Consider the following 26,747-nt stretch of genomic DNA (forward strand, 5'->3'; position numbering starts at 1 on the left):
TCGTATGATATGGTATTAATGATATAAAAAGATATAAAAATATCCTACTAAACCATCAGGCCCCTTAAATAATCTTACAAACATACAAAAAGATCTTTAAGGGGCTCTTTTTTTGACTCGATAAAAAGATCGAGAGAGAAAAATAAGAGACAAAGATATCACTAATCTTCAAAATCCTCCTTTAAGATGCGTAGACTATTCATAATCACCAAAAGAGAAGCGCCAACATCAGCAAATACTGCGGCCCACATACTCTCATAACCGATAAAGATCGCAATAAAGAAAATCGCTTTAATCCCTAGAGCGACAGCGATATTTTGCTTAATTAACGTTACCGTACGACGAGAGACTCGGATAAAGTAAGGAACTTTCGCAAGATCATCATCCATTAAGGCTACATTGGCCGTTTCAATCGAGATATCGCTTCCCATCGCTCCCATGGCAAAACCGACATCAGATTGCGCAAGCGCCGGTGCATCATTGATCCCATCACCAATCATGGCAATATGTTGATTGTTTCCTTGATAACGCGTAAGGATCGTAAGCTTCTCTTCCGGCAATAACGCACCAAAGGCTTGATCGATCCCTACAGCTTCTGCCACATGATGAACCGCACCTTTGTGATCCCCCGAGAGCAATATCGGCGTAATGCCTAACCTTTTTAATGTTGAAAGCGTTGTTGCTGCATTCTCTTTAAGAGGATCCTCCACAATAAAGAGCGCTCGAATCTGACCGTGATAAGCAAAGAGTGTCAGGCTCGATCCTCTTGCCTCAGCTGCCTCAAGATGGGGAGCAATCATCTCAAGGGGAATCTGATGATTGAGCATCATCTTCCGATTACCGAGTAACAGGGTTTCTCCTTGCCACTCCCCTTTAACACCCTCTCCCGGAATCGCCATAAAATGATCGATCTCTATTACCGGTTGTAGATAGTGACTCACAATCGCCTGTGAAATGGGGTGATCTGATCTTGCAGCTAGACTTACGGCTAAACGCTCAAGCTCATGATTTAAAAGCGGAGCTACCTCTCCGGCATCAGTTAATGCAATAACTGAACTAAAGGTGGGCGCACCTTGTGTCAATGTACCGGTCTTATCAAAAGAGATATGGGTTAAATGTGCCCCTTTTTCAATATACTCTCCCCCTTTTACCAAAATTCCATGGCGCGCCAATTGTGTTAAAGCACTTACAATCGCCACAGGTGTAGAGATCACTAAGGCACAAGGACAAGCGATAATGAGAACCACCAATGCACGATAGATCGAATCAAACCAAGAGATTCCAAAAATGGGTGATAAGAGTGCGATTAAGAGCGCAACGATAAAGACAACCGGCGTATAGATGGCGGCAAAACGATCGATAAATCGCTGCACCGGCGCTTTCTTCACCTGTGCTGACTCTATCGTTTTAACGATCTTGGCTAATGTGGAATCTTTCGCTGTTGAAGTTGCCCGATATTCGATCTCCCCCTGTTGATTAATCGTCCCGGCATACACAGTCTCATCCACAGACTTATCCACAGGCAGACTCTCCCCGGTAATAGCAGACTCATCAAAGCTCGATTGTCCGCGGGTAATCACCCCATCTAAAGGTAATCTTCCCCCAGGAATAATCCGTAAAAGATCCCCCTTTTTCACCTTCTCTACCGGCATCTCAACAATCCCCTTATCGGTTACTACCTGAGCATTATCGGGAGCGAGCTTTAATAATTTTTCCACTGCATTTTGTGCTTTTGTCAAAGAGTGTGCTTCGATCTTCTCCGAAAGTGTAAAGAGAAAGATCACCATCGCCGCTTCAGGAAAGACCCCAAGTAGTAACGCGCCGGTCACCGCAACACTCATCAAAGCATTAATATTGAGCGTCCGATTCTTAATCGCAACCCAACCTTTACGGTATGTTGAGAGCCCCACTAAAGCAATCGCTAAAAAGGCAAAGAGAGCACTTCCCCAACTACTCCAACCGGCAAATTCAAAGAGCTCTGAAGTAGCAGCAGCAAGCCCCGACAAGATTAAACGCCAGCGCTCACTCTTAGCATAGATCCCTTCAGCCGAACTCTCTGCAGTGATTCCATCGGTCACCTTTTGCGGCGTCATATTGAGCTTTCTAATCTTCTCTAAAAAGGGCGCTAACTCCCCTTTATGCACAATATAGAGTTCCCGTTTTAAATAGTTAAAGTTCAAAGAGTCGATTTCAGAGAAAGGAGCTAAAGCTCGCTCAATGAGCTTCGATTCCATCGGGCAATCCATCTCTTTGATATAGAGAATATCTTGTCGATATCCAGCAGGAATATCACTCTCTGTCGGCTCATACTCTTCAGCCGGAAGGGTACAACAGCTCTCCCCCTCATGATGCTCATGATCATGATGATCGTGATGATCGCCCTCACGGTGATCATGCTCAGAAGTGAGGCTTCGATCTTCATGATGAACGTCATGACAATCTCCACCTTTTTTCTCATCTCTGTTACCGATTTCGCCGGCACAACAACTATCAATTCTCATCTTCTCTCCCATTTATCATACCGCCCTACAATAACCGTATCGATAGCGCATCTTTGCATTCCCATCTTTTCTCTATTGATCTTATTAGACACCCTATAGTTGCTACAGGGTCAAGGAAATTTGTGTAGAATAGATAAGCAATGAAACACTCATTGGATGCGAAAAGAGTTATAAAAGGCATATAAAAGGAAAGATCAATCAATATGAAAAAGCAGATTGTAAAGAACGAAAAAGCCTACTTAATTGGTGAATTAGCGACATTGAGTCGAGTGCCTGTTGAAACGATCCGTTTCTATGAGAAAGAGGCGCTACTCGATGCCCCGGAGCGAGCGCATAATAATTACCGCATCTACCGCCCCCATCATCTGCAACGATTGATTCTCATCCGCAACTGTCGCGCTTTTGATATGAGTCTCGATGAGATTCGACAAGTGATCGATGCAACAGAAAATGGGGAGGAGAGCTGTCTTCCGATCAATGAAATAATCCAAGATCATCTCTTCCATATTGATGAAAGAATTCAAGAGCTCACAACCCTAAAAGCGATGCTCACCGATATTCAAGCCCGCTGTACACAGAACCATACTGCGGATAACTGCTCAATTATCGATGAGATTCATCAGCTCGACCCTGAAGAAAAAAAGCATCATAACCATCTCTCCTAATCTCTTACCTAGCACCATAAAGTCGATTACGGCAAGAGATCAAGATGAGATTACTGATGGAAAATAATGATTAATGTGGGGATTTCTCGTCCGACATATCAGTATCAGAGAGAGAACTCTCACAGATAGAACAGAGCGAAAAAGCGATCGTTTCTGCATCTTCCCGATCCTTCGCCCAGTGAAGACCTTCTCGCTTCTTCGGAGAAAGACCGGCTTTCCCTAAGACCGCTTTCGTATCATTATTTAGCCCCGAAAGCACTACCTCAATCCCCTTCTTCTGCAGACGATCTAACATCGACTTAAAGGCAATTAAACCTGTTAAATCGATCATCGGCACCCGCTCGAGATAGATAATCATCACCTCAATCTGCTGATCAAGATAAGGTAAGCGATCGAGAGACTCAATGGTCTTTCTTGCCGGGCCAAAGAAGAAGGGGCCTCTGATCTCATAATGCAAAATAAGCGGAGCAGATTGCTCAAGCTCCTCTTCCAATTCCCCTTCAATTCCGCCGGCAAACTCTTGAGTCTCTGCTGCTCCTTTACGTCCATTTTCAACAAAATCATCATCGAGGAAAAATTCTGTCTCAGTATAAGCGGACATTCTTGTCATAAAGAGGAAACTTGAGAGCACCATCCCTACTGCCACGGCAACAACCATGTCGAAAACAACGGTCAAAATTAAACAGCTAAAGAGGACAGCCAAATCTGCTCTCGGCGCCATCTTCACCGTCTCTTTAAAGTAGCGAACATCCGCCATACTCCAAGCGACCATCAATAACATCGCCCCCAAACTTGCCATCGGGAGATACCCTAATAATTTTGCAAAAAAGAGGAGCGTAAAGAGAACAAAAACCGCATGAATTACCCCGGCAATAGGTGTATTTCCACCCGCACGAATATTAGCCGCTGTTCGTGCAAGTGCCGCAGTTGCCGCAAATCCACCAAAGCAGGGAGCAATAATATTACCCACACCCTGCCCAATCAGCTCAGCATTGGGATTATGACGTGTATTCTTCATTCCATCGGCGACAACTGAGCAGAGAAGCGATTCGATCGCACCTAATACCGCAATCACAAAAGCACTCGGCAACAGCTCTTGAACCAATTTAAAAGAGAGGATACTCTCCCCTTCAGGATTGATCCAAGGCGCGCGAAATTCTGGGAGAAAGCTCGGAATTCCTTGATAGGTCTCTCCATGATGCTCATAACTAAAAACAGAGTAGATAGTCCGAAATTCAAAACCCATCTGCGCAAGGAAAACTCCTACAAGCGCACTCACCCCCAATACAATCAGATGGGGCGGCATCCGATGAAAAAATTTGGGGAGAATAATGAGCCCCGCGAGGGTAAAAATAGCCAACCCAAGATCAACAATAGAGAGCCGTGGCAACATCTGAAAGATGGCAATAATGCGCTCAATAAAACCATCGGCTTGGAGTGGATCATCGATTCCTAAAAGATCGGGAATCTGCGTCATCGCAATGACAATCGCTATACCGGTACTAAATCCCGCCGTTACAGGATAAGGGACATAGTGAATCATCCTACCCACGCGAAATAGCCCCATCAAAACTAAGATAACGCCGGCCATACTAGTGGCGAGGATAAGTCCCGTTAATCCATATTGACTCGTAATCGGCTGTAAAATAACGATAAAAGCGGCTGTAGGCCCGGAGATATTGAAACGAGAGCCCCCACAAATGGCAATAAAAAAACCGGCAACGATAGAGGTATAGAGTCCATATTGTGGGGCAACACCCGTATTGATTGCTAAAGCCATCGAAAGTGGCACCGCAATCATCCCTACCGTCAAACCTCCCATCAAATCTTGCCGTAATTTTTGCAGATTGTACCCCTGCAACATCTGCACAAAAGGAATTTTCCAAAACCAACTGAATGTCTTCATTCTTGACCTCAACTTATTCCTAACGCAACACAATAAATAACGATTGAAGAGAGCGATAGCGCAAATCGCCTAATAATCTGAGCCTTAAGCCTGAGCCCTAACCCTGAGTTTAATGACATTAACCTAATATTATCAACCTAACACTATAAACCTAGTACTCTAAAGCTAGTATTCTAAATCTAATATCATGCACTGAGTAACACGAGATCAATCACATCTATAGATAAGCTCATAAACAATGAATACTATTGATCCCATTGATCCCACTGATGCCGTTAATGCTATTAATTTTACTGATACTGTTGATGTTACTGATGATTAAATCCATTAAGTCTAGCCTGCTTTTTAGTAAAGAGGCTTAATGCCGAGCTTTTTTAAGTCTCTCTCTGTCGCAATGCCATCTGCACGCAATCCATTCTCTTTTTGATAATGGTAGAGCGCTTTTGCAGTCGCACCGTTAAAGATCCCCTTATCGATATCTGCTTCCTCTAAAAAATCTAACTGCATCAATGCTTCTTGTAACTGTCGTACCGGCATTCCGACAGAACCTTGTAATAATCGAAGAGAACAATCTCCTTGAGCAATCGCTTCTAAGTGGCGAACATGTGTCAAAAGATAGCGAAAAGATAATCCAATCTCTAAAGGTGACGGCATTGCTGACTGTCCGGCATAGATACGAAATTGTTGATACCAACCTGTCGGCATTGCCGGCGGACGATGATCTCCCTCGATCACCTGACATCCCGCTGAAGAGAATGAGATCCCATCGGGTCTTAACTCACTCTGTGCACTATGAATATGATCATTCACCACCGATAACGTTGCCACCCCACGACTAAGACGATATTGATGATCAGGCTGATAGAAGCGCCATGCCAATACAGGCTGAGAACGGCTCAGACGAAAAGCCCCCTCTTCAAAAGGACGATGACTCGGCTCATGCGCTCCGACAATATAGTGATAAGCACCACTTCCTAAACAGTTTGCGATCTGTTTATCAGGGGATGCAATCTGCTTCTCTTGCCATTTCCGGTGAGGAATCGTTGATGCCGGAAAGAGGGCAATCTCTCCTGTTACTCTATTCCAAATCCCAAGTAGACAGCGAAGAGACTCCCCATCTAACTCATTTTCAATGAGTGTCACTTCCGGCAGCCACCTGCCATATTGCGCATCTAATAGCTTTCCGGCACGAATACCAAAGAGCACCTTTTCACCCGAAAGGGGGTAAGCACAGCTCTCAGATAGGCGCGCTAAAGTTGCCGCACTAAAGGTGAATGATCTTAAAGATGGTGCGATCGCAATATGTGCAGTATCAATCATTTATCGACTCTCTCAAAAAGGGGAATAGTGCAAATACTCTACCATATTCACCTTAAAACTACGATTAAGCCGATTGATCCGCGTGATAAGTAAGGCTGAAAATCACCGCTGAAAGCACTATACTAAGGAGATTCATCAATATCACCAATATGAACCCAATAAGAGAGAGTTTCCCTATGTTAAAGATCCAAAACATTCCCTACTATCTTCAGTTAATGCGGGTAGAAAAGCCGATCGGTAGCTACCTATTGATGTGGCCCACCTTATGGGGGATTTGGATTGCCAGTGAAGGGTTGCCCTCTGCAAAAGTGCTTATTATCTTTATGTTAGGGGTCTTTATCATGCGCTCTGCCGGTTGTGTTATCAATGACATTGCCGATCGTGATATTGATAAATTTGTCGAACGCACGAAGGATCGCCCACTCACTTCCGGTAAAGTCACCACCAAAGAGGCGGTATCTCTCCTTCTTCTCCTTATTGTGATCGCGGCAATATTGGCGCTTTTCCTCTCCTTTAAGACCATTTTATTATCGGTTCCAGCACTGCTGATTGCGCTCTCTTACCCATTTATGAAGCGCTTTCACTCTCTGCCGCAAGCGCACCTTGGTGTCGCCTTTGCATTTGGTATTCCGATGGCATTTATGGAGATTCAAGGATCACTTCCCCTGACGGCCTATCTTCTCTTCTTCACCAATATCCTCTGGACCTTAATCTACGATACAGAGTATGCAATGAGCGACCGGGAAGATGATAAGTCGATCAATATTAAATCCTCTGCTCTTCTCTTTGAATCTTGGCTCGGGAAGAAGGATTACTACATTATTATCGCACTACAAACAGCCATGACACTTCTGCTTCTCTCCATCTGCACTATCGAGAATCTCACGCCCTATTTTCTCCTATCGATTTTGATTGTCATCGGCCTGTTCTATTATCAGATTAAACTGATTAAAGATCATGATCGTCTTCTCTGCTTTAAAGCTTTTATTCATAATAACTGGGTCGGCTTAACACTCTTTATCGGGATTTTCCTCAACTATCTGCCTTAGTAACGATTAATATCGATGGGGATATCAGTAGAGTTTAAGATGAAAAAAGGATTAAACTATCATCATGAACGATGAACAGATCAATAGGAGAATTAATTATGGGTAATCGCTTATCGAAAATTGTCACCAAAACAGGCGATAGTGGAACAACAGGTATTGCCGGCAATATCCGCCTTGAAAAGTATCATCCTCGCATTGAAACCATTGGACTCATCGATGAACTCAATTCTCTCATCGGCATTGGTATCGCTGATCTCAATGAGGTCGTCAAAGAGGATGATGCCCCTCTTTTAAGACAGATCATCAAAGAGTGGTCAACCGTGCAACATCAGCTCTTTAATCTTGGCGGTGAACTCTCGATGCCGGGAACAGAGTTGATTAGAGAAAAAGCGGTCACACAATTGGAAGAGTGGCTGACCGATTACAATGAGCAGTTGCCCCCTCTTAAGGAGTTTATCCTTCCAGGCGGGACCTCAACCGTTGCAAAAACACACTATATTCGTGCCATCAGTCGTAAAGTTGAACGTGCTTTATGGGAGCTCAATAGTCACGATCCTCTTAACCCTCACTCCTTAAAATATCTCAATCGCCTCTCCGACTACTTCTTTGTCACCGCAAGAATGATCGCTAAAGAGGAGAGGAGTGCAGAGATTTTTTGGCAGAAAACACTTGTGGAAGATTAATACCTTGCTAATCGATCACAAAGAGAGTGGCGCGATCATTGCCCTAATGGCGATCAACACTGTCACGATAACATGGGCTAAGCAGCAATATCCGCAGTTTCTCCTGCCACATTTAGGGGAGAAGCGGCGCTACACCCATCTAATGAGTCGGGCGCTACTGCTTTCAGTGCTGCAACAATACTACGATCCCGGGATCACCGCTCTTCCCGAATTGAGTTACAATCAGCACCAAAAACCGAGCTTTATCTCAGCGCCTTACCTCTTTAATCTTACACATACAGAAGATGCGGTTGCCGTTATTATTTTTCCCCTATCAGCAACGACATCATCGAGCTCGGTAGCGCCAATGATCTCTATCGGTATCGATCTAGAGAGAATTCAACCACGAAGAAGCTTCTCCGGCTTACTTGAGAGAACCTTTACACCGATTGAAAGAGCATGGATTTTAGAGGATAGAGAGCAATCGCTCAAATCATCAACGGGTAATCCTGCCCCACTTTCTCTCCCCCTCAACAGTGAAGCGCAGAGACGATTCTTTCTCCTCTGGTCCACAAAAGAAGCTTATCTCAAAGCAGATGGTCGCGGCTTACAGGGATTAAAATCCTTAGAGATCAATCCCCTGCAGCAGGCGCTCTACGGTGATCTTAGAGGAGGAAAGCTCTATGCCGGCACAACCTCCTTTAATCAACAAGCCCACTCTATCGCCCTCTATCTTCCGAAAAATAGCGCAGATCATCTTAAAATTACTGCATTGCAAGTTACATCAAATGGGGCAACTTTTTCTTCTGCGCAAATAAAATGGGATCTAACATTATCAGATATGCCCAAACAACATATCAACAATCATGAGATCCCATTTTGAGTATTTTTTCTAAACCGCTATAAAACTATAAGACTATATAGACCATAATACTCAGTCAGCGCTTTAAACTGATCCATTAAACTGATCCATTAATCATAATGATTAACGAAACTCTGGTAATAAAAAGTCTTCTTTTTTCGCGCCCGCTTCAACTTTCTCTTTCATCCAAAGAGGCATTTTACCGCGACCACTCCAGAGTTGCTCTGGATTATCTGGATTACCATATTTCATTGGAACTTTACGACCTTTACGGCCCACTTTATCTTTGAATACATCATGAAAAGAGAGACCTGAATGATCGAGTAATTTCTCAATCTCTTTACGAACTTGCTCAGCTTCTGCTGCGCGACGGGTCTCAATCTCTTGACTTAACTCAGTAATAAGGTGCTCCATTTTATCAATTGTTAATCCATTTAAATTTAAATCTATATCTTTCATCACTTTTTCTCCATTCAATAATAATGACTATTTAGGTTATGCTTTCAATTTTTAACATATAAAAAATAGCCACCTAATTAAGATTATATACTATATTTATATGCCGCTTTATTTATATTATTAAATAATCACTAAACTCTATTTATGTTTAATTATAAAACATTGTCGTATCTTTGGCCTTTTCTTAAAATCTAAAGGCAATGTTGCTCTTGAGATATCAACGATTTCAAACAATTCATTAAGTTGAGGATCTAGACGGAACCCTCGCAAGTTTGTTGAAAACAGTAACTCACCATCGCTTACTAATAGCCTCATCGCATCAGTAATCAATTGCGTATGATCTCGTTGAATATCTAATACCCCCTCCATTCTCTTCGAATTAGAGAATGTCGGCGGGTCCATAAAGATAAGATCAAACTTATCCTTATTTCGTGCCATTAATGGTTTTTTTCGCAAGGTCTCCACTTCCGATCTCAACCATTCAAGCACATCCGCTTGCACCAATTCATGTCCGGCAAAATGTCCATTTAATGCGAGATTTTTATCTGCCCAACTTAAATAGGTTCGAGAGAGATCCACAGAGAGTGTCTCCGAAGCTCCCCCATTTGCCGCATGAACCGTTGCACTTCCGGTATAGCAGAAGAGATTTAAGAAACGTTTCCGCTTCGCCTCTCTTCCAATCTTAAATCGCACTTCTCGGTGATCTAAGAATAATCCTGTATCTAAATAGTCAGTCAAATTGACTAGAAGTCGCGCTTCCTTCTCTCTAACCTCAAAAAGATGCCCCTCCTCCCCGTAACGCTCATACTGCTGTCGCCCTTTCTGAACTTGACGACGCTTAATATGGATCTTATCCACGGCAATATGATCAAGAACTAAAGGTGTAATTTGAACCACCTTCATAAATCGTGATTCAACAATCTCTCTCTTAATCGTAGGTGGTGCTTCATATTCATAGATAACAACCTGATCTTTATAGAGATCGATCGCAACATTAAATTCTGGAATATCGGCATCATAGAGTCGATAAGCTTCTATCCCCTCTCGTTCTGCCCAGCGAGAGAGATGTCGATAATTCTTCATCAGGCGATTAAAGAAGGATTCTCCCCCCTCTTCAAAGAGTGCTTCCCGTTCAAGGCGCTGCTCATTATGATCTGCTTTCTCTCGATTAACAAAGTAGCGCTCATCAATCTGAAATTGGAGATAGACACAGTTAAGTGGACCATTCCAAAATTTATTGATTCGCTCCGCTTTAATTCCCATCACTCGTCCAAGCTCAGGGTCAGATGTGATAACTCCAGCACTGAATCCTGAATATTGTCGGAGAAAATCACCTAAATCACGGTAAGTCTCCATCAAGAGACTCTTCTCTCCAAGACGCTCGCCATAGGGAGGATTGGTGACAATTAAACCCGTTTTCAGATCTGCATCACGTTGATACTCCTGAAAGCTCATCTGTTTAAAGGTCATATTAGGTAATACGCCTGCACGATCTGCATTTGCTTTAGTAATACCGATCATCATAGAGCTCCGCTCAATACCGATCAGTCGCCCTTGATAACGCGCCTTACCCGCCACTGCTCTCGCTTTTGCGTTTTGTAATACCGTTTCCCACTCCGCCGGTTTAAAAAGGCGCCAACCCATAAATCCAAAGTGAGAGCGATAGAGCCCTGGTGCAATATCTCTCGCCATCAAGGCCGCTTCAATCAAAATTGTTCCGGCACCACAAAGCGGATCGATAAAATCTTGATCCTCTGCTGCTTTTTCTGGCCATTTAGAACGATAGAGAAGCGCGGCTGCTAAATTCTCTTTAATAGGGGCCGCTCCCTGTTCACTTCTAAAACCACGCTTATGAAGCGGCTCACCACTAAAGTCCAGATAGAGCGTATAACGATTTTCAAAAATATGGAGATAGAAACGAAGATCGGGATTATCAAGGTCAACATTCGGACGACACCCCATCAGATCATTAAAATAATCGACAATAGCATCTTTAACACGAAGTGCCGCAAAATGGGTGTGAATATTGCCGGCTCGACGTGCAGTCACTTTGGTTGCAAAAGTATCGGTCTCACGCATATGGGTTGACCAAGGAAAGAGTGTTAGCTCTTTATGAAGTTGGTCGAGCGATTCAAATCGCCCCGATTTTAACTCTAGAAGAAGACGTGATCCACAGCGTGTCCATAAGCATGCATTATATGCATCTTTTATCTCACCCTGAAACTCAACACCGGTTCCCGCTTCAACTGCATCGATCCCCAATGCGACTAACTCCTCCTTCACATAGGGGGCTAACCCTTGAGCACAGGTTACATAAAATTTGGCCATACTTTGTCTACTTTCTCTCTCTTCGCTATTTTAAATATTTCTATCTAAATCACTCTACTAATGGAGCGCTTATTCAACTACGCTAACTACTGCTTATTTACTACTATTTACTACTTTTGCTGCTACTGAGACCTCTATCACAGATCTCTAATTTTCTCTTATTGATTGTCTTACTACGATCCTGCTCTATCTTCTTCTATCTCTTCTTCTAATATCGATTATCTTACTTTTCGCGATCTAGCGATCTATATAAACCCGTTAATTGAACCGATCAGAGATTGAGTCAAGAACAGATCAATAGGTCGATCTTCTTTACCGACCTGCTTTTCCGATCTGATCTTCTTTTCTGATCTATTGCGCTAATATCTGATACGCTAATATCTGACATAGATGCTGAGTAATTCCGGCTGAAAATATTGGAAAATATTAAAATAGCAACGTTTCATAACTCAGTATTGGATACTGATAACCGCTATTTCTATCAATTAGAGGGGACTTATCAATAATGCGTTCATAGATTTTAATCGACAATAGAAAAACTTGTCTATTTAATAGTGCATTGTCGACAGCATTTTTAATAAAAGCTCCAAAAAATAGACCATAACTCAATATGTTAATCGCTCAATAACAGGCCCTTTAATTTAATATATCGCCAAAAATATTCAATAAGCATTCCATAAATACTCAATATATACTCAATAAATGATGCTGTTTTATCACCCTCTATTGATATTCTTCAATATTCGATATTTACTCAATATTCTATATATGTCGACATTTTATTGTCATATATATGCTTAAATATATGCGCTTATTTCGACCGATTTATCCATAGATATCTTATAAAACAGAAGAGTATACTATAAACCTAAATAGAAATGATACATATTAACAAAAGAGAGCGGAATTATAGGTATATAATTAACTAAATCAATCTGATATAAAAACAAAAATCACGCCTTTATAACCTCTTTTTATCGATATAAAGAGCGATCAAATCTCGATGAATCAGCAGCAATAGAGCCTAATATTTGATAACTATTCCTTTGACGCACGGCAACTTTATCACTTGAACTATTGGTGGTTATCTGTCTATATTAGTGGGAACGAAAATAACGTTACCAAGAGGATAAATACCCTTCAACATAGAGGGATCTTCTAGTAATGACAAGCACTTTAAGAAAAAAGATAAATATAGATAAATATAATTCAAAGAGGATCACAACTATGAGTACAGATTTAAGCAAAAAAATTCGCCATGAGGCGTTTCTCGACAAGATCGTCTCAGCAGAAGAAGCCGCATCTTGGATCGAAGATGGTATGACCATCGGGATGAGTGGCTTTACCCTATTTGGTGAACCCAAAGTCTTCCCTAAAGCGCTCTCAGAGAGAGGCAAAAATGAGAAGTTTAAAGTCAATATTTTCACCGGTGCATCATTAGGTCCAGATGCTGACCAAGCGATGGCTGAAGCAGATATCATCAATCTTCGCCTCCCTTATCAAGCGAACCCTGTCATGCGTAAGAAGATCAACAGTGGTGAGATGAAATATATTGACCAACATCTCTCTCACACAGCAGAGACTCTTCGTCAAGGAAATCTCGGTAAAGTTGATTATGCCGTAATTGAAGCAGCGGCCATTACAGAAGATGGTCTTATCATTCCAACAGGATCAGTGGGTAACTCTCCAATCTTTGTAGAGAAAGCAGATCACGTCATTATCGAACTCAATACTAGTACCCCAGATAGTTATGAAGGGATTCATGATATCTATGTTCCTAAAGATCAAGGTGACAATCGTGAAGCGATTCCTGTCTATGATGATCTTAGTAAGCGTATCGGCACTATCGGTATTAAAGTTGATCCAGCGAAAGTTCGTGGTGTGATCCTCTCAGATCGTCCTGATATCCCATCACCTCTCTTTGAACCTAATGAAGAGACACAAGCGATTGCAGATAACTTATTAGACTTCTTAGCCAAAGAGGTTGAAGAGGGTCGTCTAGGTCCTAACTTAGCACCACTTCAATCAGGTGTTGGCTCCGTTGCCAATGCGGTTTTAAGCGGTATGGCCAAATCAGATCGCTTCAAAAACTTAGTTGTTGCATCTGAAGTATTACAAGATGGAATCTTCGATCTTATCGATGCCGGCGTTGTTGATTTTGCAATTGCAACCGCATTCTCACTCTCGAAGAAACGAGTGGATAACTTAGCATCTGATCTTGAGAAATATAAAGATAAGATCCTCTTCCGTCCACAAGAGATCACAAACCATCCTGAAGTGATTCGTCGCCTTGGTGTTATTGCCTTTAATACAGCATTAGAGGTTGATATCTACGGTAACGTCAACTCAACTCATGTTAGCGGTACCCATGTGATGAATGGTATCGGTGGTTCGGCAGACTTTGCACGTAATGCGCGCATCACGATCTTCGTTACACAATCGACAGCTAAAGATGGCAACATCTCAACAATCGTTCCTTTTGTAACACATGTTGACCATACAAATCACGAGGTTGATGTGATTGTGACAGAGCAAGGCTATGCAGATATTCGTGGTCTTTGCCCAACAGATGCAGCAGAAAAAATTATCGAAAACTGTATGCATCCGAAATATAAGGCGCAAGCTCGTAAATACTTTGAAGATGCAAAAGCAAAACGTGGGGGCAATACACCACACCTTCTTGATGAAGCATTCTCATGGCATATCAACCTTGCTGAAAAAGGAACAATGTTGCTTGATGAGAAATAATCTCTTCTCGAAGGATAATCAACATCAACTATCAATAGAGATCGCTTATAACTATTTATAGAGATCTCGGTTACACAATAGAGCAGATCAATAGCACAAATCGTTGATCTGCTCTTTTTTATTGCCGATATTCAATATCGTGCCGGCAATCCATCGATCGATTAGCCCCAAAATGTATCATCTATAAAACAACTGATTATTAATCAATCTCACATCAAAATAGAATCTATGTTAATAATGATGCCTATCACATAAAACGTTATATAAAATCTTATAGACAACGTTATATAAAACTAATAAATCTTTTAGGAGGAGTTATGGCTCGCGAAAATTGGAGCAATAAACTAATCTATATCTCTACCGTCGCAGGTGCGACGATCGGCTTTGGTGCCACATGGCGCTTCCCTTATCTTGTTGGTGAAAATGGGGGAGGTGCTTATCTCTTTGTCTTCTTTATTGCAATGTTAATCCTAGGTGTTCCGATGCTAGTTGCAGAACATCTTATTGGTCGTAGACTCCATACCAACGTCGTCGACTCCTTTAGTGGTAAAGGATTAGATCGCCCGATCTCAAAATGGTGGAAAGCCGTAGGGATTATTGCGATTTTAGGCGCATTTGGGATCTTAGCCTACTACATGGTGCTCGGTGGTTGGGTGATGAGCTATATCGGCGGTATTTCGCTCGGAGAGATCGATCTCTCAACACCATTAAGTGCGGAAGAGGCAAAAAATTTCTTTGAAACATCCACCAATAGTCCTTGGAAGATGACGCTCTACACCTTTATCTTTGTAGCAGTCAACTACTATATCTTAGTGAAAGGGGTGATCGATGGTATTGAGCGCGTAATCCGTTGGGTAATGCCGATCTTCTTGATCTTAGTATTAGCACTGATGGTTCGTGCCCTCTTTCTTCCTGGTGCATTAGAAGGGGTTAAATTCTATATCATTCCCGACTTTAGCAAGATCAACTCCCAAGTGATTCTGCTGGCATTAGGTCAGGTCTTCTTTGCGTTAAGTATCGGCTTTGGCGTGATGGTCACGCTCTCCTCCTACCTCAACAAGAAAGAGAACCTTGTCGGGATTAGTATCAGTGCCGGCATTATCAATACGCTGATTCCTCTTGCGATCGGTTTTATTATCTTCCCAGCGCTCTTTTCAGCAGGTATTGAGCCAACTTCCGGCCCTTCACTAGTCTTCCAAGCGTTACCGGCAGTCTTCTCAACGATTCCTTTTGGTGCCTTCTTTGCATCGCTCTTCTTCCTACTTCTTCTCCTTGCAGCATTGACCACCTCATTGACTATCTATGAAGTGACCATTACAACCCTGATCGAGAAATTTAAGATGAAGCGTGCAATGGCGACCTTTATTACACTTGCGGTGATCTTTATCTTTGGAAATATTCCAAGTATCTTGGCAGAGAGTAGCTGGAGTAATGTCCGCATCTTCGGTATGAATATCTTTGATGCCTTTGACTATATTAGTGCCAATATTCTCTTTATCACCACCAGCCTTCTCTCTGCACTCTTTATCGGCTTTGTCTTAAAGCGTGAAGTTGCACTCAAAGAGTTGACCAATGAAGGAACGATTAATCAGAAAATTGCGCCGATTCTCTTCTATCACATCAAATTTGTAATCCCGGCATTGATCCTCTTAATCTTCGCCTTCTCATTTGCATAGATAGCGCATCATTAAAGCACCACAAATTTCCCGCAACATAACAGTCTCCCTATCCATTGAACTAAATGGTAGGAGTTGTTAAGTTGCGGGATTTTATTTTGATACATGCTAGCAAGTATCCAAGTATCGTTACCTTAACGATGAGTCATTCTAAAACAAAAAAGGCTGTTGAGTTGCCGGGCCTCACTATCACATACTTCCAAAAATGACATGCCGGCAATGGGCATTGACAATGCCAATCTATACCTGCGGGCATGCAGTAGTGAAAAGAGTGAAATCATCGGCTCCCGCAGCTCCACTAACCCTCTTATTGCTTAACTTCTTCAACAATAACAACTGATAAATTGCAGGTTTTTACTTTTTATCCTTTCCCAAACGATCTAAGTTCAGACGATTGAGGCTAAGTGAATTTAATAGAACACTCACAGAGCTAAATGCCATCGCGCCACCGGCTAAAATAGGGCTTAAAAAACCGAGTGCTGCAAAGGGGATGCCGATCACATTATAGATAAAGGCCCAAAAGAGATTTTGGCGAATCTTCCGCATCGTCCCTTCTGAAAGAGTGATCATCTTAGGTAATGAACTCAAATCACCATTCATAATGGTCACATCACTCGATTCCATCGCTATATCTGTCCCTGTTCCCATCGCAATACCGATATCAGCAAGCGCAAGTGCAGGCGCATCATTCATTCCATCACCCACCATAGCAACAGACTCTCCTGCCGTCTGAAGATCTGCCACAATCTTCGCCTTATCCTCCGGCTTGAGCTCCGCTCTGATCTCATCAGGGCAAAGTCCCACCTCTTCGCCAATCTTCTCTGCCGTACGCTGATTATCCCCTGTTAACATCAAAACTTTGATGCCTCTTGCCTTTAAGGCCGCAATAGCACCCGCCGAGCTCTCTTTCACGGGATCAGCAATAGCAACAAGTGCAACAAGATCTTGCTCCCGGCTCATTAAAACAACAGTCTCTCCCCGCGATTCATGCCGGTCGATCAGTGAGGCAAAGGGCGTTAAATCGATATGACGTTCTACCATTAAACGGGGAGAACCGACAAAATAGCGCTCTTCTGCAATAATCCCCATTAACCCCGCCCCGACTAAAGCTTGAAAATCCTCCACCTGAAAGGAGGCACTCTTCGAGCTGCTTGATAGTGACAACTCCTGCTCTTGCCCTGCCCCAAAAGCAACAATCGCCTTTGCTAAAGGATGCTCGGAATGGGACTCTAACGCCACTAAATAACGAAGGATCTCACTCCTTTGTGCTTCTGACACAATCAGTTGAGAATTGACTACAAAATGTTTTACCTCTGGTGCACCCGCTGTAATCGTTCCGGTCTTATCAAGCACAATCGTACTACTTTTAGCAACCCTTTCGAGCGCTTCCCCATTTTTAATTAAAATCCCTTGCCGCGCACCCACACCGGTTCCTACCATAATCGCTGTCGGCGTCGCTAATCCTAAAGCACAAGGGCAAGCGATCACTAAAACCGCAACACTATGCATAATAGCATCACTCCATTCGCCTAAAACCAGACGAGTGACTAAAAGCGTTATAAAGGCGATAAGAATCACTGCCGGCACAAAGATTGCTGAAACACGATCCGCCAGTTGCTGAATCGGGGCTTTACTCCCCTGCGCCTCATTCACAAGAGTAATGATTTTTGAGAGTGTACTCTCGTCGGCTCGCTTTAAAGCCTTCATCACTAATGCGCCACTCTGATTGAGCGTTCCGCTATAGAGTAGATCATTCACCCCTTTATCCACCGGCAAACTCTCCCCGGTTAACATACTCTCATCCACGGTAGAGTGCCCTGATAGAACAACGCCATCAACAGGAATACTCTTTCCGGGATGTACCAGAAGATAATCATTCTCAACAACAGCATCAATCGGTACTTCAACATAGTGTTGCCCCGACTGAGAATTATCGATACGGAGGGCTGTCTCTGCTTGGAGAGACATCAAGGAGCGAATCGCAGCGCCCGTCCTATTTTTAGCGCGCTCCTCAAAATATTTCCCCAAGAGAATGAGTGTGATAATGACGGCGCTACTTTCAAAGTAGAGATGTGTCGGATCACCGCCTAAAAAACCATTATAGAGACTATAGAGATAGGCAGCGGTTGTTCCCATTGCCACAAGTAGATCCATACTCGGCGCTTTTGCTCGTAGAGAAGCCCATGCCGCCCGATAAAACCTTGCACCAATCCCGAATTGAATCGGCGTCGTTAAAAGGAGCTGTACCCAAGGCAGATGAACGAAGTGGACCCAACTCGCCTCACTCCCTAACATCATCGCCATCATGCCTAACAACATCGGCGCACTTAAGATCGCACTGATAATTAGCTCCCAGCGCATACGATTAGCCGCCTTTGCTTCTGCTACCTGCAACTCTGCCTGATGCGCCTTATCATCGAGCATCGCACCAAACCCTGTCTTCTCGATCTGTGCAATAATCTCCTCAGGAGTGATTTGAGCAGGATTATATTCAAAAAGCCCACGTTTACTCGCCAGATTAACATTTGCTCGATAGATCCCCTGCTTACGCCCTAAGACACGCTCGATACGTCCTGAACAATTAGCACAGGTCATTCCCGTAATCGCAAGATGCAAAAAAGTACGCTCAGAACCCTCTTTTATCGCCTCTTTTGTGATCATTTTATTCAATAGATTCTCTTTTTCACTCATCACTGCGCTCCCTCTTTTTGGCTCGAATAGCTATTTGAACAGACTCTTTTTACCTTTTTATGACAGCTACACTGCCCAACAAAACAATCACAAGGGATCTGATCGATCACCTGCTTCTCGGCGATGGTAAGCGCCTCTTTTAGCAGCGGAATATCCTCTTTTGCTAATGCTTGTGCCTGTAATAATCGAGCAATCTTCTCCGCTCGATCTCGTGCACAGACAAAGCTAAAGAGCGTTGCCGCAGCATGATCCCAAGCCTCTTCCTCTTCAATATTGGGCTGATAGAGATAGCGGTTGCCCATCTGTTCTGTAATCACCGCCTCTTTTGCCACAAGTCGTGCCAACAATGTCTTGATCGTGGTGGGTTTCCACCCTCTCTTTTTCGTTAAAACAGCGATCACTTCACGGCTACCCACCGCACCATTCGCCCATAAAACTCGCATCACTTCCCACTCCGATGGGGTGATCTCAATCATCTTACGGCGCGCTATCGATTCCATCGATCTCTTCACTCCTCTCTTGCAATTCTCATTCTACTTATCATGACCACAAGTGTAGTCATCAATAGCTGAAATTATAAAATTTCTCCCCTCAATTGTCTATAGCGTTTTAGTGAGAGAATTTCATCTGCAGATATTGCATTAAAGAGCGAACAGTTGCCGGCAGATAACGGCTCTCGGGATAGACAAGATGCACTGATTTTGGTTTGGGTCGATGCTCTGGAAAGAGCTCAATAATACGCCCCGATTCAATCTCACTATCGACGGCATAATCGAAAAACTGCATAATACCAAAGCCGTTTAATACCGTCTCAAATGCGCCTAAGGAGTTTGAATGCACCATGGCCGGCGAAAAATGAAAAGGCGTAGAATCAGCGCCAAATTCCCAGGGTAGTAGTTGCCCGGTATGGGGAAATCGCAGTGCGATCGTCTCTGCTTGATGGAGCTCTTCTAATGATTGAGGTTCACCATAGCGCTCTAAATAGGCGGGAGATGCCACCAACTTCAATTGTGCTTGATGAAGTTCTTTCGCCACCAAACGATCCCCTTTAAGTTCACCAATACGAATGGCAAGATCAAACTCATCTTTAGTAAAGTTAACGTAAGAGTTACTCAGTGAAACCTCAAGCTGGATACTCTCATGATGCGCCTCTAAAAAAGGGGTCATTGCCGGCAGAAACTTCTTAATGCCGTAACTATCGGGCATACTGATGCGTAAAATACCATGGAGATCACCACTACTACTGATCTGCCTTTCAATATCACGAATATTTTCAATCGCCTCTTTACAGACAAGGTAGTAGCTCTTCCCCTCTTCAGTTAAGCGCATTGATCGAGTTGAGCGTTGAAAAAGTTTAATATTCAACTTTTTCTCTAAGCGAGAGACCGCCTTACTCACCGCAGAAGGTGTGACACCAATCGCAATAGAGGCATCGGTAAAATTACGGCTCTCTGCCGCCTTACAAAAAATTTGTAGATCATTAAAATCCAGATTGTGGAGTAGAGTCATCACCTATCCCTCGCAACTTGTTCCCATTCACGATGCTATAAGTACTTCAAAATAGCACTGAGCATCCCCTCTTCATCAAACTATTTTAGCGCTATTTGTGCCGCTTAGGCATTAAAGATTTTCTTCTCATCTATAGTCAAAGATGAGATTAATCCCTATGATGGGGAGGAATCTTAAGAGAGTCGTTTCAATATGAGAGGCGACTCTGTGCTCTTGGCGCAAAGTCTTATAGGTTATTCTTATGGCTCAAGATTAGCGTCATTACGAAACAACACTAACAATCGATAGAAGGAATTGAATCTATGCAAAACTTTACCTCGCTAGTGGAAAAACGCCGGACAATTTACCACCTTGGAAATAAACTTCCTCAGTCAAAAGAGGAGATCACTCAATTAATTGAAAAAGTTACGAAAGATACACCCTCTGCTTTCAACTCCCAAAGTTCTCGCGTTGTATTATTACATGATAAAGCGCATCAAAAGTTATGGGACATCACGTTAGAGGCATTAAGAGCGATCGTTCCTGCTGATAACTTTGCCGCTACAGAGGCTAAAATTAAGAGCTTTGCTGCCGGTGCAGGAACGATTCTCTACTTTGAAGATCAACAAGTTGTTGAAGATCTTCAAGAGCAGTTCTCAGCTTATGCTGCTAATTTCCCTAAATGGTCTGAACAAGCGCATGGAATTACGGCATATGCTGTTTGGCTCGCACTGGCAGAGGTCAATATCGGCGCCTCTCTACAACACTACAATGAGTTGATTGAAGCTGCCGTTAAAGCAGAGTGGAACCTTCCTGAAAAGTGGGCATTAAAAGCGCAGATGCCATTTGGTTCAATCGAAACAGAGGCAGACCCTAAAGCTTATATCGATACAGCAGCACGTTTTAAAGTCTTCGGTTAAGCGCCAAAATTAACCACAAAGTATCAACTATGCATGAAAAGGAGGGGATTCCCTCCTTTTTTTCTGCTTTCTTACCGGTAGGCATGTGAATGCAATAAGAGCAAATTAGTCAGCTCCCTTGGCTTCACTGATTATCTTATTCATTGAGATAAAAAGGGCTGAACGATTGCCGGATCTTACTATCGCGCACCTCTATAGATTACGCGCCGGCAAATATGATCTTCAATCACTAGCCGTTGTTGTTACTTAAATAGCATTCATCTCGGCATCATTGATGCCGATCTGCGGGCATGCAGTAGTGAAAAGAGTGCGATAGTTGGCTCCCGCGTGCTCCGCAGATTTTCTTATCTTTTGAAATCAGTAAGAGCTGATCAAGTGCCGGAGATTACCTCTGCACGCTTCCTAAAATCTCATGCCGGCAAGTATCGCTACTATAACGATATGATTCTCGGCATCATTAATGCCGACCTGCGGGCATACAGTAGTGAAAAGAGTACGATAGTTGGCTCCCGCAGCTCCATAAACCCTCTTACCTAGACACCCTTTTGATTGAATAAAAAGAGTAGTCAAAGTCCCGATTGGAGAAAATCCTAAAAAGAGTCAAATCAATGATAAAATAGGAAAAAGTTTGATAATAGAGCCATCAAACTTGAGATTTCGCTGCTTTAAGCAATGTTATTCACACCCATTTCAAGGAAAGTGATTATTTATGGTTACTTATGAGAGCAACAATCTGTATCAAATTTTACAACCAATTATTGAAGATAACAATTATCAATCCTTTGAAGAGTTAGTTGATTCGAGCCAACCTATCGATATGGCGGATGCCTTAGAACTCTTCCCCACTGAATCGATTATCCCGCTTCTTGAAAAATTACCGGCAGAGAAATTAACTGAGCTCTACCCTCACTTTGAAGAGGAAGAGAAGGTTAAAATTATCCCCCATCTCAATATCGAAACCCTCCAATCGCTCCTTAATCGCCTCCTATCAGATGAGCAGGTAACACTCTATCTCACATTGAGTAAAGAGCAACGCGATATCTTGATGCCAACACTCTCAAAAGAGGAACGAGAAGCGATTATTACGCTCTCCTCCTATCCGGAAGAGAGTATCGGCTCGATCGCTTCGGCCGACTATGTTAGCGTGACAGCTGATGGTACCGTCTCTGATATTTGGCATAAAGTCCGCCAAGATGCAAAGACTAAAGAGGCTCTTTCACAAATCTATATTACCGATGAATATCGCCATCTGATCGGTGTTGTATCACTACAAGATATCCTTCTCTCTAAAGATAGCGACCTTATCCGCGATATTATGGATACCGATGTGATTCAGGCAAAGGCATCAGAAAATAGCCAAGTGGCCATTGCCCTAATTGAACGTTATGATCTCCCGGCACTTCCTGTTACCGATAATAACGGGCATCTCATCGGTATTGTGACGATCGAAGATGCGATGGAAAAGTTACGCGAAACCGCGGCCGGCGCCTTTGCAAAGCTCGGGGGTAACGTGGCAATGACAGGGCCTGAGCTCGATTACCAATACTCTGGATTTTGGCGTATGTTTCGAGTAAGAGGCTTCTGGTTAGTGATCTTAACCATCTTTGGCGTCTTTACCAGTACCTTTGTCGCACGGCAAGAGGAGATTCTCTCTGAGGTGATTATTTTAGCCGCATTCCTCGCTCCGATCGTCGATATGGGCGGAAATACCGGAAGCCAATCAGCCACCTTGGTGATTCGCTCCATGGCGCTTGGAGATATCCATCTTAAATGGAAAGATATCTGGTTTATTATTAAAAAGGAGATTCCCGTTGCCTTAGCATTAGGGGTCATGGTGGCACTTGTGGAAGTGGTACTCGCCTTCTTCTTTAAGAGCGGTATTAGTATTAATGTCTTGATGGTTGTCGGCTTCTCGATGATTACCGTCACCTTTATGGGTGGATTGTTCGGCATTATGCTGCCCTTTATCGCAAAGCGCTTCAATGTTGACCCGGCAACCCTTAGCTCCCCGATGCTCACCTCTATTATGGATTTCTTAGGCGTTGTGATCTATTTCGGATTTGCTTATTGGTTCTTAAGTGATCTATTAGTTGAAGCGGCCGCTGTGGTGGGTTAGATCAGAAAGATAGCGTATCCATTAGAGTCTCTTCAATAGAGATTCTTCAATAGAAGATCTTCTATTAATCGCCCCAAAGCAGATTGATTCAATAAAACTAATTCGATAAAGTTTATTCAACAAAATTTATTCGATAAGTGGATCAATAGCTTTGGGGTTTTCTTTGGAAATTTAAGCGATTACATGCACTTATGGCTAATAAGATACAAAAAACATTCTCTGCAAAGATCATTAAGCCCCTATTTATGAGCCTTATCATTACTACCATTCTCCTTGCTCTTTTTGCCACATATGCAATAAAGCCATTACCAGAACTAAAACAGGTAAAAAGCAGTGCTCTGCCTATCAATGAGGAGAATAAGCTCGTACAGATGTTACAAAAAGAGTATCCGGAAGATCCCAACTTAACAGGGGTACTAGAGCTCTCTGACCCTCTTGACGCTTTCGTTGCTCGCTCTGTACTTCTCAACTTAGCTCAAGAGTCGATCGATCTACAATACTATATTTGGCGCCCCGATACCTCGGGAACCATGCTGCTCTACGACCTCTATAATGCAGCTGAGAGGGGTGTTCGTGTCCGGTTGCTACTCGATGATAATAATACTCGGGGTCTTGATGACCTTATCGCAGTTTTAGATTATCACCCCAATATCGAAGTGCGCCTCTTTAATCCCTTTACTAATCGCAAATTTCGCTTTTTAGGATATCTAACAGACTTAAAACGCTTAAATCATCGCATGCACAATAAACTCCTTGTGGTCGATGGTGTCACTGCCATTACAGGGGGACGTAATATTGGGGATGAATACTTTGCTGCCGGTAATGGTACTGTCTTTGTTGACTTAGATGTGATGGCGATCGGCAATATCGTGCCACAACTCTCTCACGATTTTGATCGCTATTGGAATAGCGAGCTCTCCTACCCTGCTAAACAGATCGTGACAAAAGAGTATGGATCGGATCATATCGCCGCTTTTGAAAAGCTTCGCAAAGTCAAATATCGTGCTGATGTTGAAACTTATCAATCCGCTTTAGCGCAATCTAAATTATTAGAAAAGCTCTATCATCACAATATCGATTGGCAGTGGTCAGAAGCGATTCTGATCTCCGATCCTCCTAGTAAAGCACTCGGTGTCTGGAGTCAAAATGATTTTTACAAGCCACTCTATAACGCGATTGGCGACGCCCAAAAAGAGCTCTTTTTAGTCTCACCCTATTTTGTACCGACAAAGGTAGGAACTGCTTTCTTAAAAGATCTTGCAGAGCAAGGTATCCAGATATCGGTATTAACAAACTCCTATGAAGCCACCGATGTCGCCTTCGTCCACTCGGGATATATTAATTATCGCAAAGCGCTTATCGAAGCTGATATCGATATCTATGAACTCAAAAAATCACATGATAAAACCCCTCATCTCAAAGATAAGGGGCTTGTGGGAAGTTCCGGTTCCAGCTTGCACGCTAAAACCTTTGTTGTTGATAATGATCGCCTATTTGTCGGTTCATTAAATCTCGATCCTCGATCAGCAAAAATCAATACCGAGATGGGGCTTACGATCTTAAACCCCCATCTCGCTAAAGATATGACCGACCGCATTAAGCGTCATCTATTAGAGCGCTCTTACAAAGTGATCTTAGAAGATGATCAATTAAAATGGCAGCTATTTGATAATCAAGAGAGATTACTCAAAACTTATGATGTCGAGCCAAATACATCGATCTTAGAGCGAGCGCTGATCCGATTTTTAACTTGGCTCCCTATTGAGTGGCTTCTCTAGCTATCACTAGCCATCAATCTCCGGATGTTGATCGATCAAGCGTTCCCGGCGTTTTTGAAGACGCGCAATCTCTTCATCAATACTCTCTATACGGCTTTCAATACGATCATAATGAGCTTGCAAAATCTCTCTCGCTTCGCTACGGTCAGAGGCAATCGGGGTCTCCCCACGTAATGGGCGATTCGCCGTCTCTTTCATATTGAAGGTCAAAATAATCCCAATAAAAGCTGTCGCCATTAGATAAAATGCCGGCACATAGAGATTATTGGTCAATTCAATCAACCAAGCGGTTAAAGTCGGTGTAAATCCTGCCACTAAGACGGAGATATTAAACGCCGTTGCCATGGCGCTATAACGCACTTTTGTCGGGAAGATCGCCGGCAAAATAGAGGCCATCACTCCGGTAAAACAACTTAACATCAATGCGAGGAAGACTAAACCTAAAAAGATCAAACCCACATTGCCGGTATTAATGAGATAAAAAGCGGGAATTGCACCGATTAACATTCCGACACTACCGATCTTAATAAAGACTTTACGGCCGAAACGGTCACTCAATAGCCCCACTAAGGGTTGAACAAAGAGAATACCGATCATAATGGCAATAATAATCAGAACCCCGTGATCAGCACTATAGCCCAAACTAAATGAGAGATAACTCGGCATATAGGTAAGTAACATATAGTAGGTCACGTTAGTTAAAATCACGATACCAACACTTAAAAGAATACTCTTTGTGTTATTACGAAGAACCGTTATAAGGGACTCTTTCGCTACCGGCTTTGCCTCAATACTCTCGCTATGCTTTAAATATGTTGGTGTCTCATCGAGCGCATGGCGCAGATACATGCCTAAAATTCCTAAAGGTCCGGCAATAAAGAAGGGAATTCTCCAGCCCCACTCTTCAAAACGATCATCCCCTAAGAGAGTAGTGATCAAAACAACGACACCGGCACCTAAGACAAATCCGGAGATCGATCCAAAATCGAGCCAGCTACTCAAAAATCCTCGGCGGCTATCAGGAGCATATTCCGCAACAAAGATCGCGGCACCCGTATACTCTCCGCCGACAGAGAAACCCTGTGCTAACTTTGCAATTAAGAGCAAAATTGGGGCCCAGATACCGATTGTGGCATAAGAGGGGATCAAGCCGATCGCAAAGGTACTGACCGACATGATAATAATTGTCACAGCGAGAATCTTTTTCCGCCCAAACTTATCCCCTAAAACGCCGAAGAAGACGCCGCCAATCGGTCTGACTAAAAAGGGAACCGAGAAGGTAGCCAATGATGCAACTAACTGTACGCCGGGGGAAGCATCTGGAAAGAAGACTTTCCCTAAAACATAGGCCAAAAAGCCGTATACCCCAAAATCGAACCACTCAATGGCATTCCCCAATGCCGCAGCGGTAATCGCCTTGGTAAATTGATCGTTCTTCACGATCGTAATATCACTCAACTCCATCGGTTGGTGTTTTTTCGTGTTTGTCATAAATCTCCTTATTAGGTAGATATTCCATAATGAACTCACGAATTGCTTCTAAGGTATTACTCCTCATTAGGGAAGTTCATTCAAATA

General features: G+C 43.0%; 19 protein-coding genes. 10 read left to right on the forward strand and 9 right to left on the reverse strand.

The window, feature by feature from the left end:
• Nucleotides 1-161: 161 nt before the first annotated feature.
• Complete coding sequence (locus tag B9T19_RS09085; protein WP_158214392.1) at nucleotides 162-2,501, reverse strand: cation-translocating P-type ATPase; 2,340 nt, start codon at nucleotides 2,499-2,501, stop codon at nucleotides 162-164.
• Between the two features lie 203 nt (nucleotides 2,502-2,704).
• On the opposite strand from B9T19_RS09085, the gene B9T19_RS09090 reads away from it, so the two are divergent.
• Nucleotides 2,705-3,166 carry a MerR family transcriptional regulator gene (locus B9T19_RS09090; protein WP_094568320.1) on the forward strand — a complete coding sequence of 154 codons (462 nt, stop codon included), beginning with the start codon at nucleotides 2,705-2,707 and terminating at the stop codon, nucleotides 3,164-3,166.
• A gap of 70 nt (nucleotides 3,167-3,236) precedes the next feature.
• On the opposite strand, the gene dauA is transcribed toward B9T19_RS09090, so the two are convergent.
• Together dauA and B9T19_RS09100 are read right to left on the reverse strand one after the other, a co-directional pair.
• Nucleotides 3,237-5,072, reverse strand: a complete 1,836-nt coding sequence (gene dauA, locus B9T19_RS09095) for a C4-dicarboxylic acid transporter DauA (protein ID WP_094568321.1) — start codon at nucleotides 5,070-5,072, stop codon at nucleotides 3,237-3,239.
• 345 nt (nucleotides 5,073-5,417) lie between these two features.
• Nucleotides 5,418-6,392, reverse strand: a complete 975-nt coding sequence (locus B9T19_RS09100) for a peptidoglycan-binding protein (protein ID WP_094568322.1) — start codon at nucleotides 6,390-6,392, stop codon at nucleotides 5,418-5,420.
• A 176-nt stretch (nucleotides 6,393-6,568) separates the two neighbouring features.
• Between B9T19_RS09100 and ubiA the strand changes: the two genes are divergently transcribed.
• The 3 genes from ubiA (at nucleotide 6,569) to B9T19_RS09115 (ending at nucleotide 8,986) form a co-directional block, all read left to right on the forward strand.
• On the forward strand, nucleotides 6,569-7,441 hold the full coding sequence (ubiA, locus tag B9T19_RS09105; RefSeq protein WP_094568323.1) for a 4-hydroxybenzoate octaprenyltransferase: 873 nt from the start codon (nucleotides 6,569-6,571) through the stop codon (nucleotides 7,439-7,441).
• Between the two features lie 98 nt (nucleotides 7,442-7,539).
• Complete coding sequence (locus tag B9T19_RS09110) at nucleotides 7,540-8,124, forward strand: cob(I)yrinic acid a,c-diamide adenosyltransferase (protein ID WP_094568324.1); 585 nt, start codon at nucleotides 7,540-7,542, stop codon at nucleotides 8,122-8,124.
• On the forward strand, nucleotides 8,084-8,986 hold the full coding sequence (locus B9T19_RS09115; protein WP_143436880.1) for a 4'-phosphopantetheinyl transferase superfamily protein: 903 nt from the start codon (nucleotides 8,084-8,086) through the stop codon (nucleotides 8,984-8,986). Before B9T19_RS09110 ends, B9T19_RS09115 begins: the two co-directional genes overlap by 41 nt.
• A 102-nt stretch (nucleotides 8,987-9,088) precedes the next feature.
• Here the strand turns inward: B9T19_RS09115 and B9T19_RS09120 are convergent, their stop codons facing one another.
• Together B9T19_RS09120 and rlmKL are read right to left on the reverse strand one after the other, a co-directional pair.
• The gene (locus tag B9T19_RS09120; RefSeq protein WP_094568326.1) at nucleotides 9,089-9,424 is read right to left on the reverse strand and encodes an H-NS family nucleoid-associated regulatory protein; all 336 of its coding nucleotides are present in this window, start codon (nucleotides 9,422-9,424) and stop codon (nucleotides 9,089-9,091) included.
• A gap of 138 nt (nucleotides 9,425-9,562) precedes the next feature.
• Nucleotides 9,563-11,752, reverse strand: a complete 2,190-nt coding sequence (gene rlmKL, locus B9T19_RS09125) for a bifunctional 23S rRNA (guanine(2069)-N(7))-methyltransferase RlmK/23S rRNA (guanine(2445)-N(2))-methyltransferase RlmL (protein ID WP_094568327.1) — start codon at nucleotides 11,750-11,752, stop codon at nucleotides 9,563-9,565.
• A gap of 1,227 nt (nucleotides 11,753-12,979) precedes the next feature.
• Here rlmKL and B9T19_RS09130 point away from each other — a divergent pair.
• Both B9T19_RS09130 and B9T19_RS09135 read left to right on the forward strand, forming a co-directional pair.
• Entirely contained in the window at nucleotides 12,980-14,500 is a 1,521-nt protein-coding gene (locus tag B9T19_RS09130; RefSeq protein ID WP_094568328.1) for a succinate CoA transferase, read from the forward strand.
• Between the two features lie 317 nt (nucleotides 14,501-14,817).
• Nucleotides 14,818-16,176, forward strand: coding sequence for a sodium-dependent transporter (locus B9T19_RS09135; RefSeq protein WP_094568329.1), 1,359 nt, complete (start codon nucleotides 14,818-14,820; stop codon nucleotides 16,174-16,176).
• A 354-nt stretch (nucleotides 16,177-16,530) separates the two neighbouring features.
• Here B9T19_RS09135 and B9T19_RS09140 read toward each other — a convergent pair whose 3' ends face one another.
• The 3 genes from B9T19_RS09140 to B9T19_RS09150 form a co-directional block, all read right to left on the reverse strand.
• A complete protein-coding gene (locus tag B9T19_RS09140; protein WP_094568369.1) occupies nucleotides 16,531-18,837 on the reverse strand; it encodes a cation-translocating P-type ATPase in 2,307 nt (768 codons plus the stop codon).
• Nucleotides 18,838-18,866: 29 nt separating this feature from the next.
• Nucleotides 18,867-19,367: a CopY/TcrY family copper transport repressor gene (locus B9T19_RS09145; RefSeq protein WP_094568330.1), complete on the reverse strand. Its 501-nt coding sequence runs from the start codon at nucleotides 19,365-19,367 to the stop codon at nucleotides 18,867-18,869.
• A gap of 109 nt (nucleotides 19,368-19,476) precedes the next feature.
• Complete coding sequence (locus B9T19_RS09150; RefSeq protein WP_094568331.1) at nucleotides 19,477-20,376, reverse strand: LysR family transcriptional regulator; 900 nt, start codon at nucleotides 20,374-20,376, stop codon at nucleotides 19,477-19,479.
• A 302-nt stretch (nucleotides 20,377-20,678) separates the two neighbouring features.
• Here B9T19_RS09150 and B9T19_RS09155 point away from each other — a divergent pair, with 302 nt between their 5' ends.
• From B9T19_RS09155 to B9T19_RS09165, 4 genes are all read left to right on the forward strand, one after another.
• Nucleotides 20,679-21,275 (forward strand): nitroreductase family protein, encoded by a 597-nt coding sequence (locus tag B9T19_RS09155; protein ID WP_094568332.1) that lies wholly within the window; start codon nucleotides 20,679-20,681, stop codon nucleotides 21,273-21,275.
• 375 nt (nucleotides 21,276-21,650) lie between these two features.
• Entirely contained in the window at nucleotides 21,651-21,812 is a 162-nt protein-coding gene (locus B9T19_RS10635) for a hypothetical protein (RefSeq protein WP_158214393.1), read from the forward strand.
• A gap of 172 nt (nucleotides 21,813-21,984) precedes the next feature.
• A complete protein-coding gene (mgtE, locus tag B9T19_RS09160; protein ID WP_094568333.1) occupies nucleotides 21,985-23,391 on the forward strand; it encodes a magnesium transporter in 1,407 nt (468 codons plus the stop codon).
• Between the two features lie 191 nt (nucleotides 23,392-23,582).
• Nucleotides 23,583-25,169 (forward strand): phospholipase D family protein, encoded by a 1,587-nt coding sequence (locus B9T19_RS09165; protein ID WP_094568334.1) that lies wholly within the window; start codon nucleotides 23,583-23,585, stop codon nucleotides 25,167-25,169.
• Between the two features lie 6 nt (nucleotides 25,170-25,175).
• Here the strand turns inward: B9T19_RS09165 and proP are convergent, their stop codons facing one another.
• Nucleotides 25,176-26,660 carry a glycine betaine/L-proline transporter ProP gene (proP, locus tag B9T19_RS09170; protein ID WP_094568335.1) on the reverse strand — a complete coding sequence of 495 codons (1,485 nt, stop codon included), beginning with the start codon at nucleotides 26,658-26,660 and terminating at the stop codon, nucleotides 25,176-25,178.
• Nucleotides 26,661-26,747 lie beyond the last annotated feature (87 nt).

The sequence above is a fragment of the Ignatzschineria sp. F8392 genome, from assembly GCF_002252045.1.
GTDB lineage: Bacteria > Pseudomonadota > Gammaproteobacteria > Cardiobacteriales > Wohlfahrtiimonadaceae > Ignatzschineria.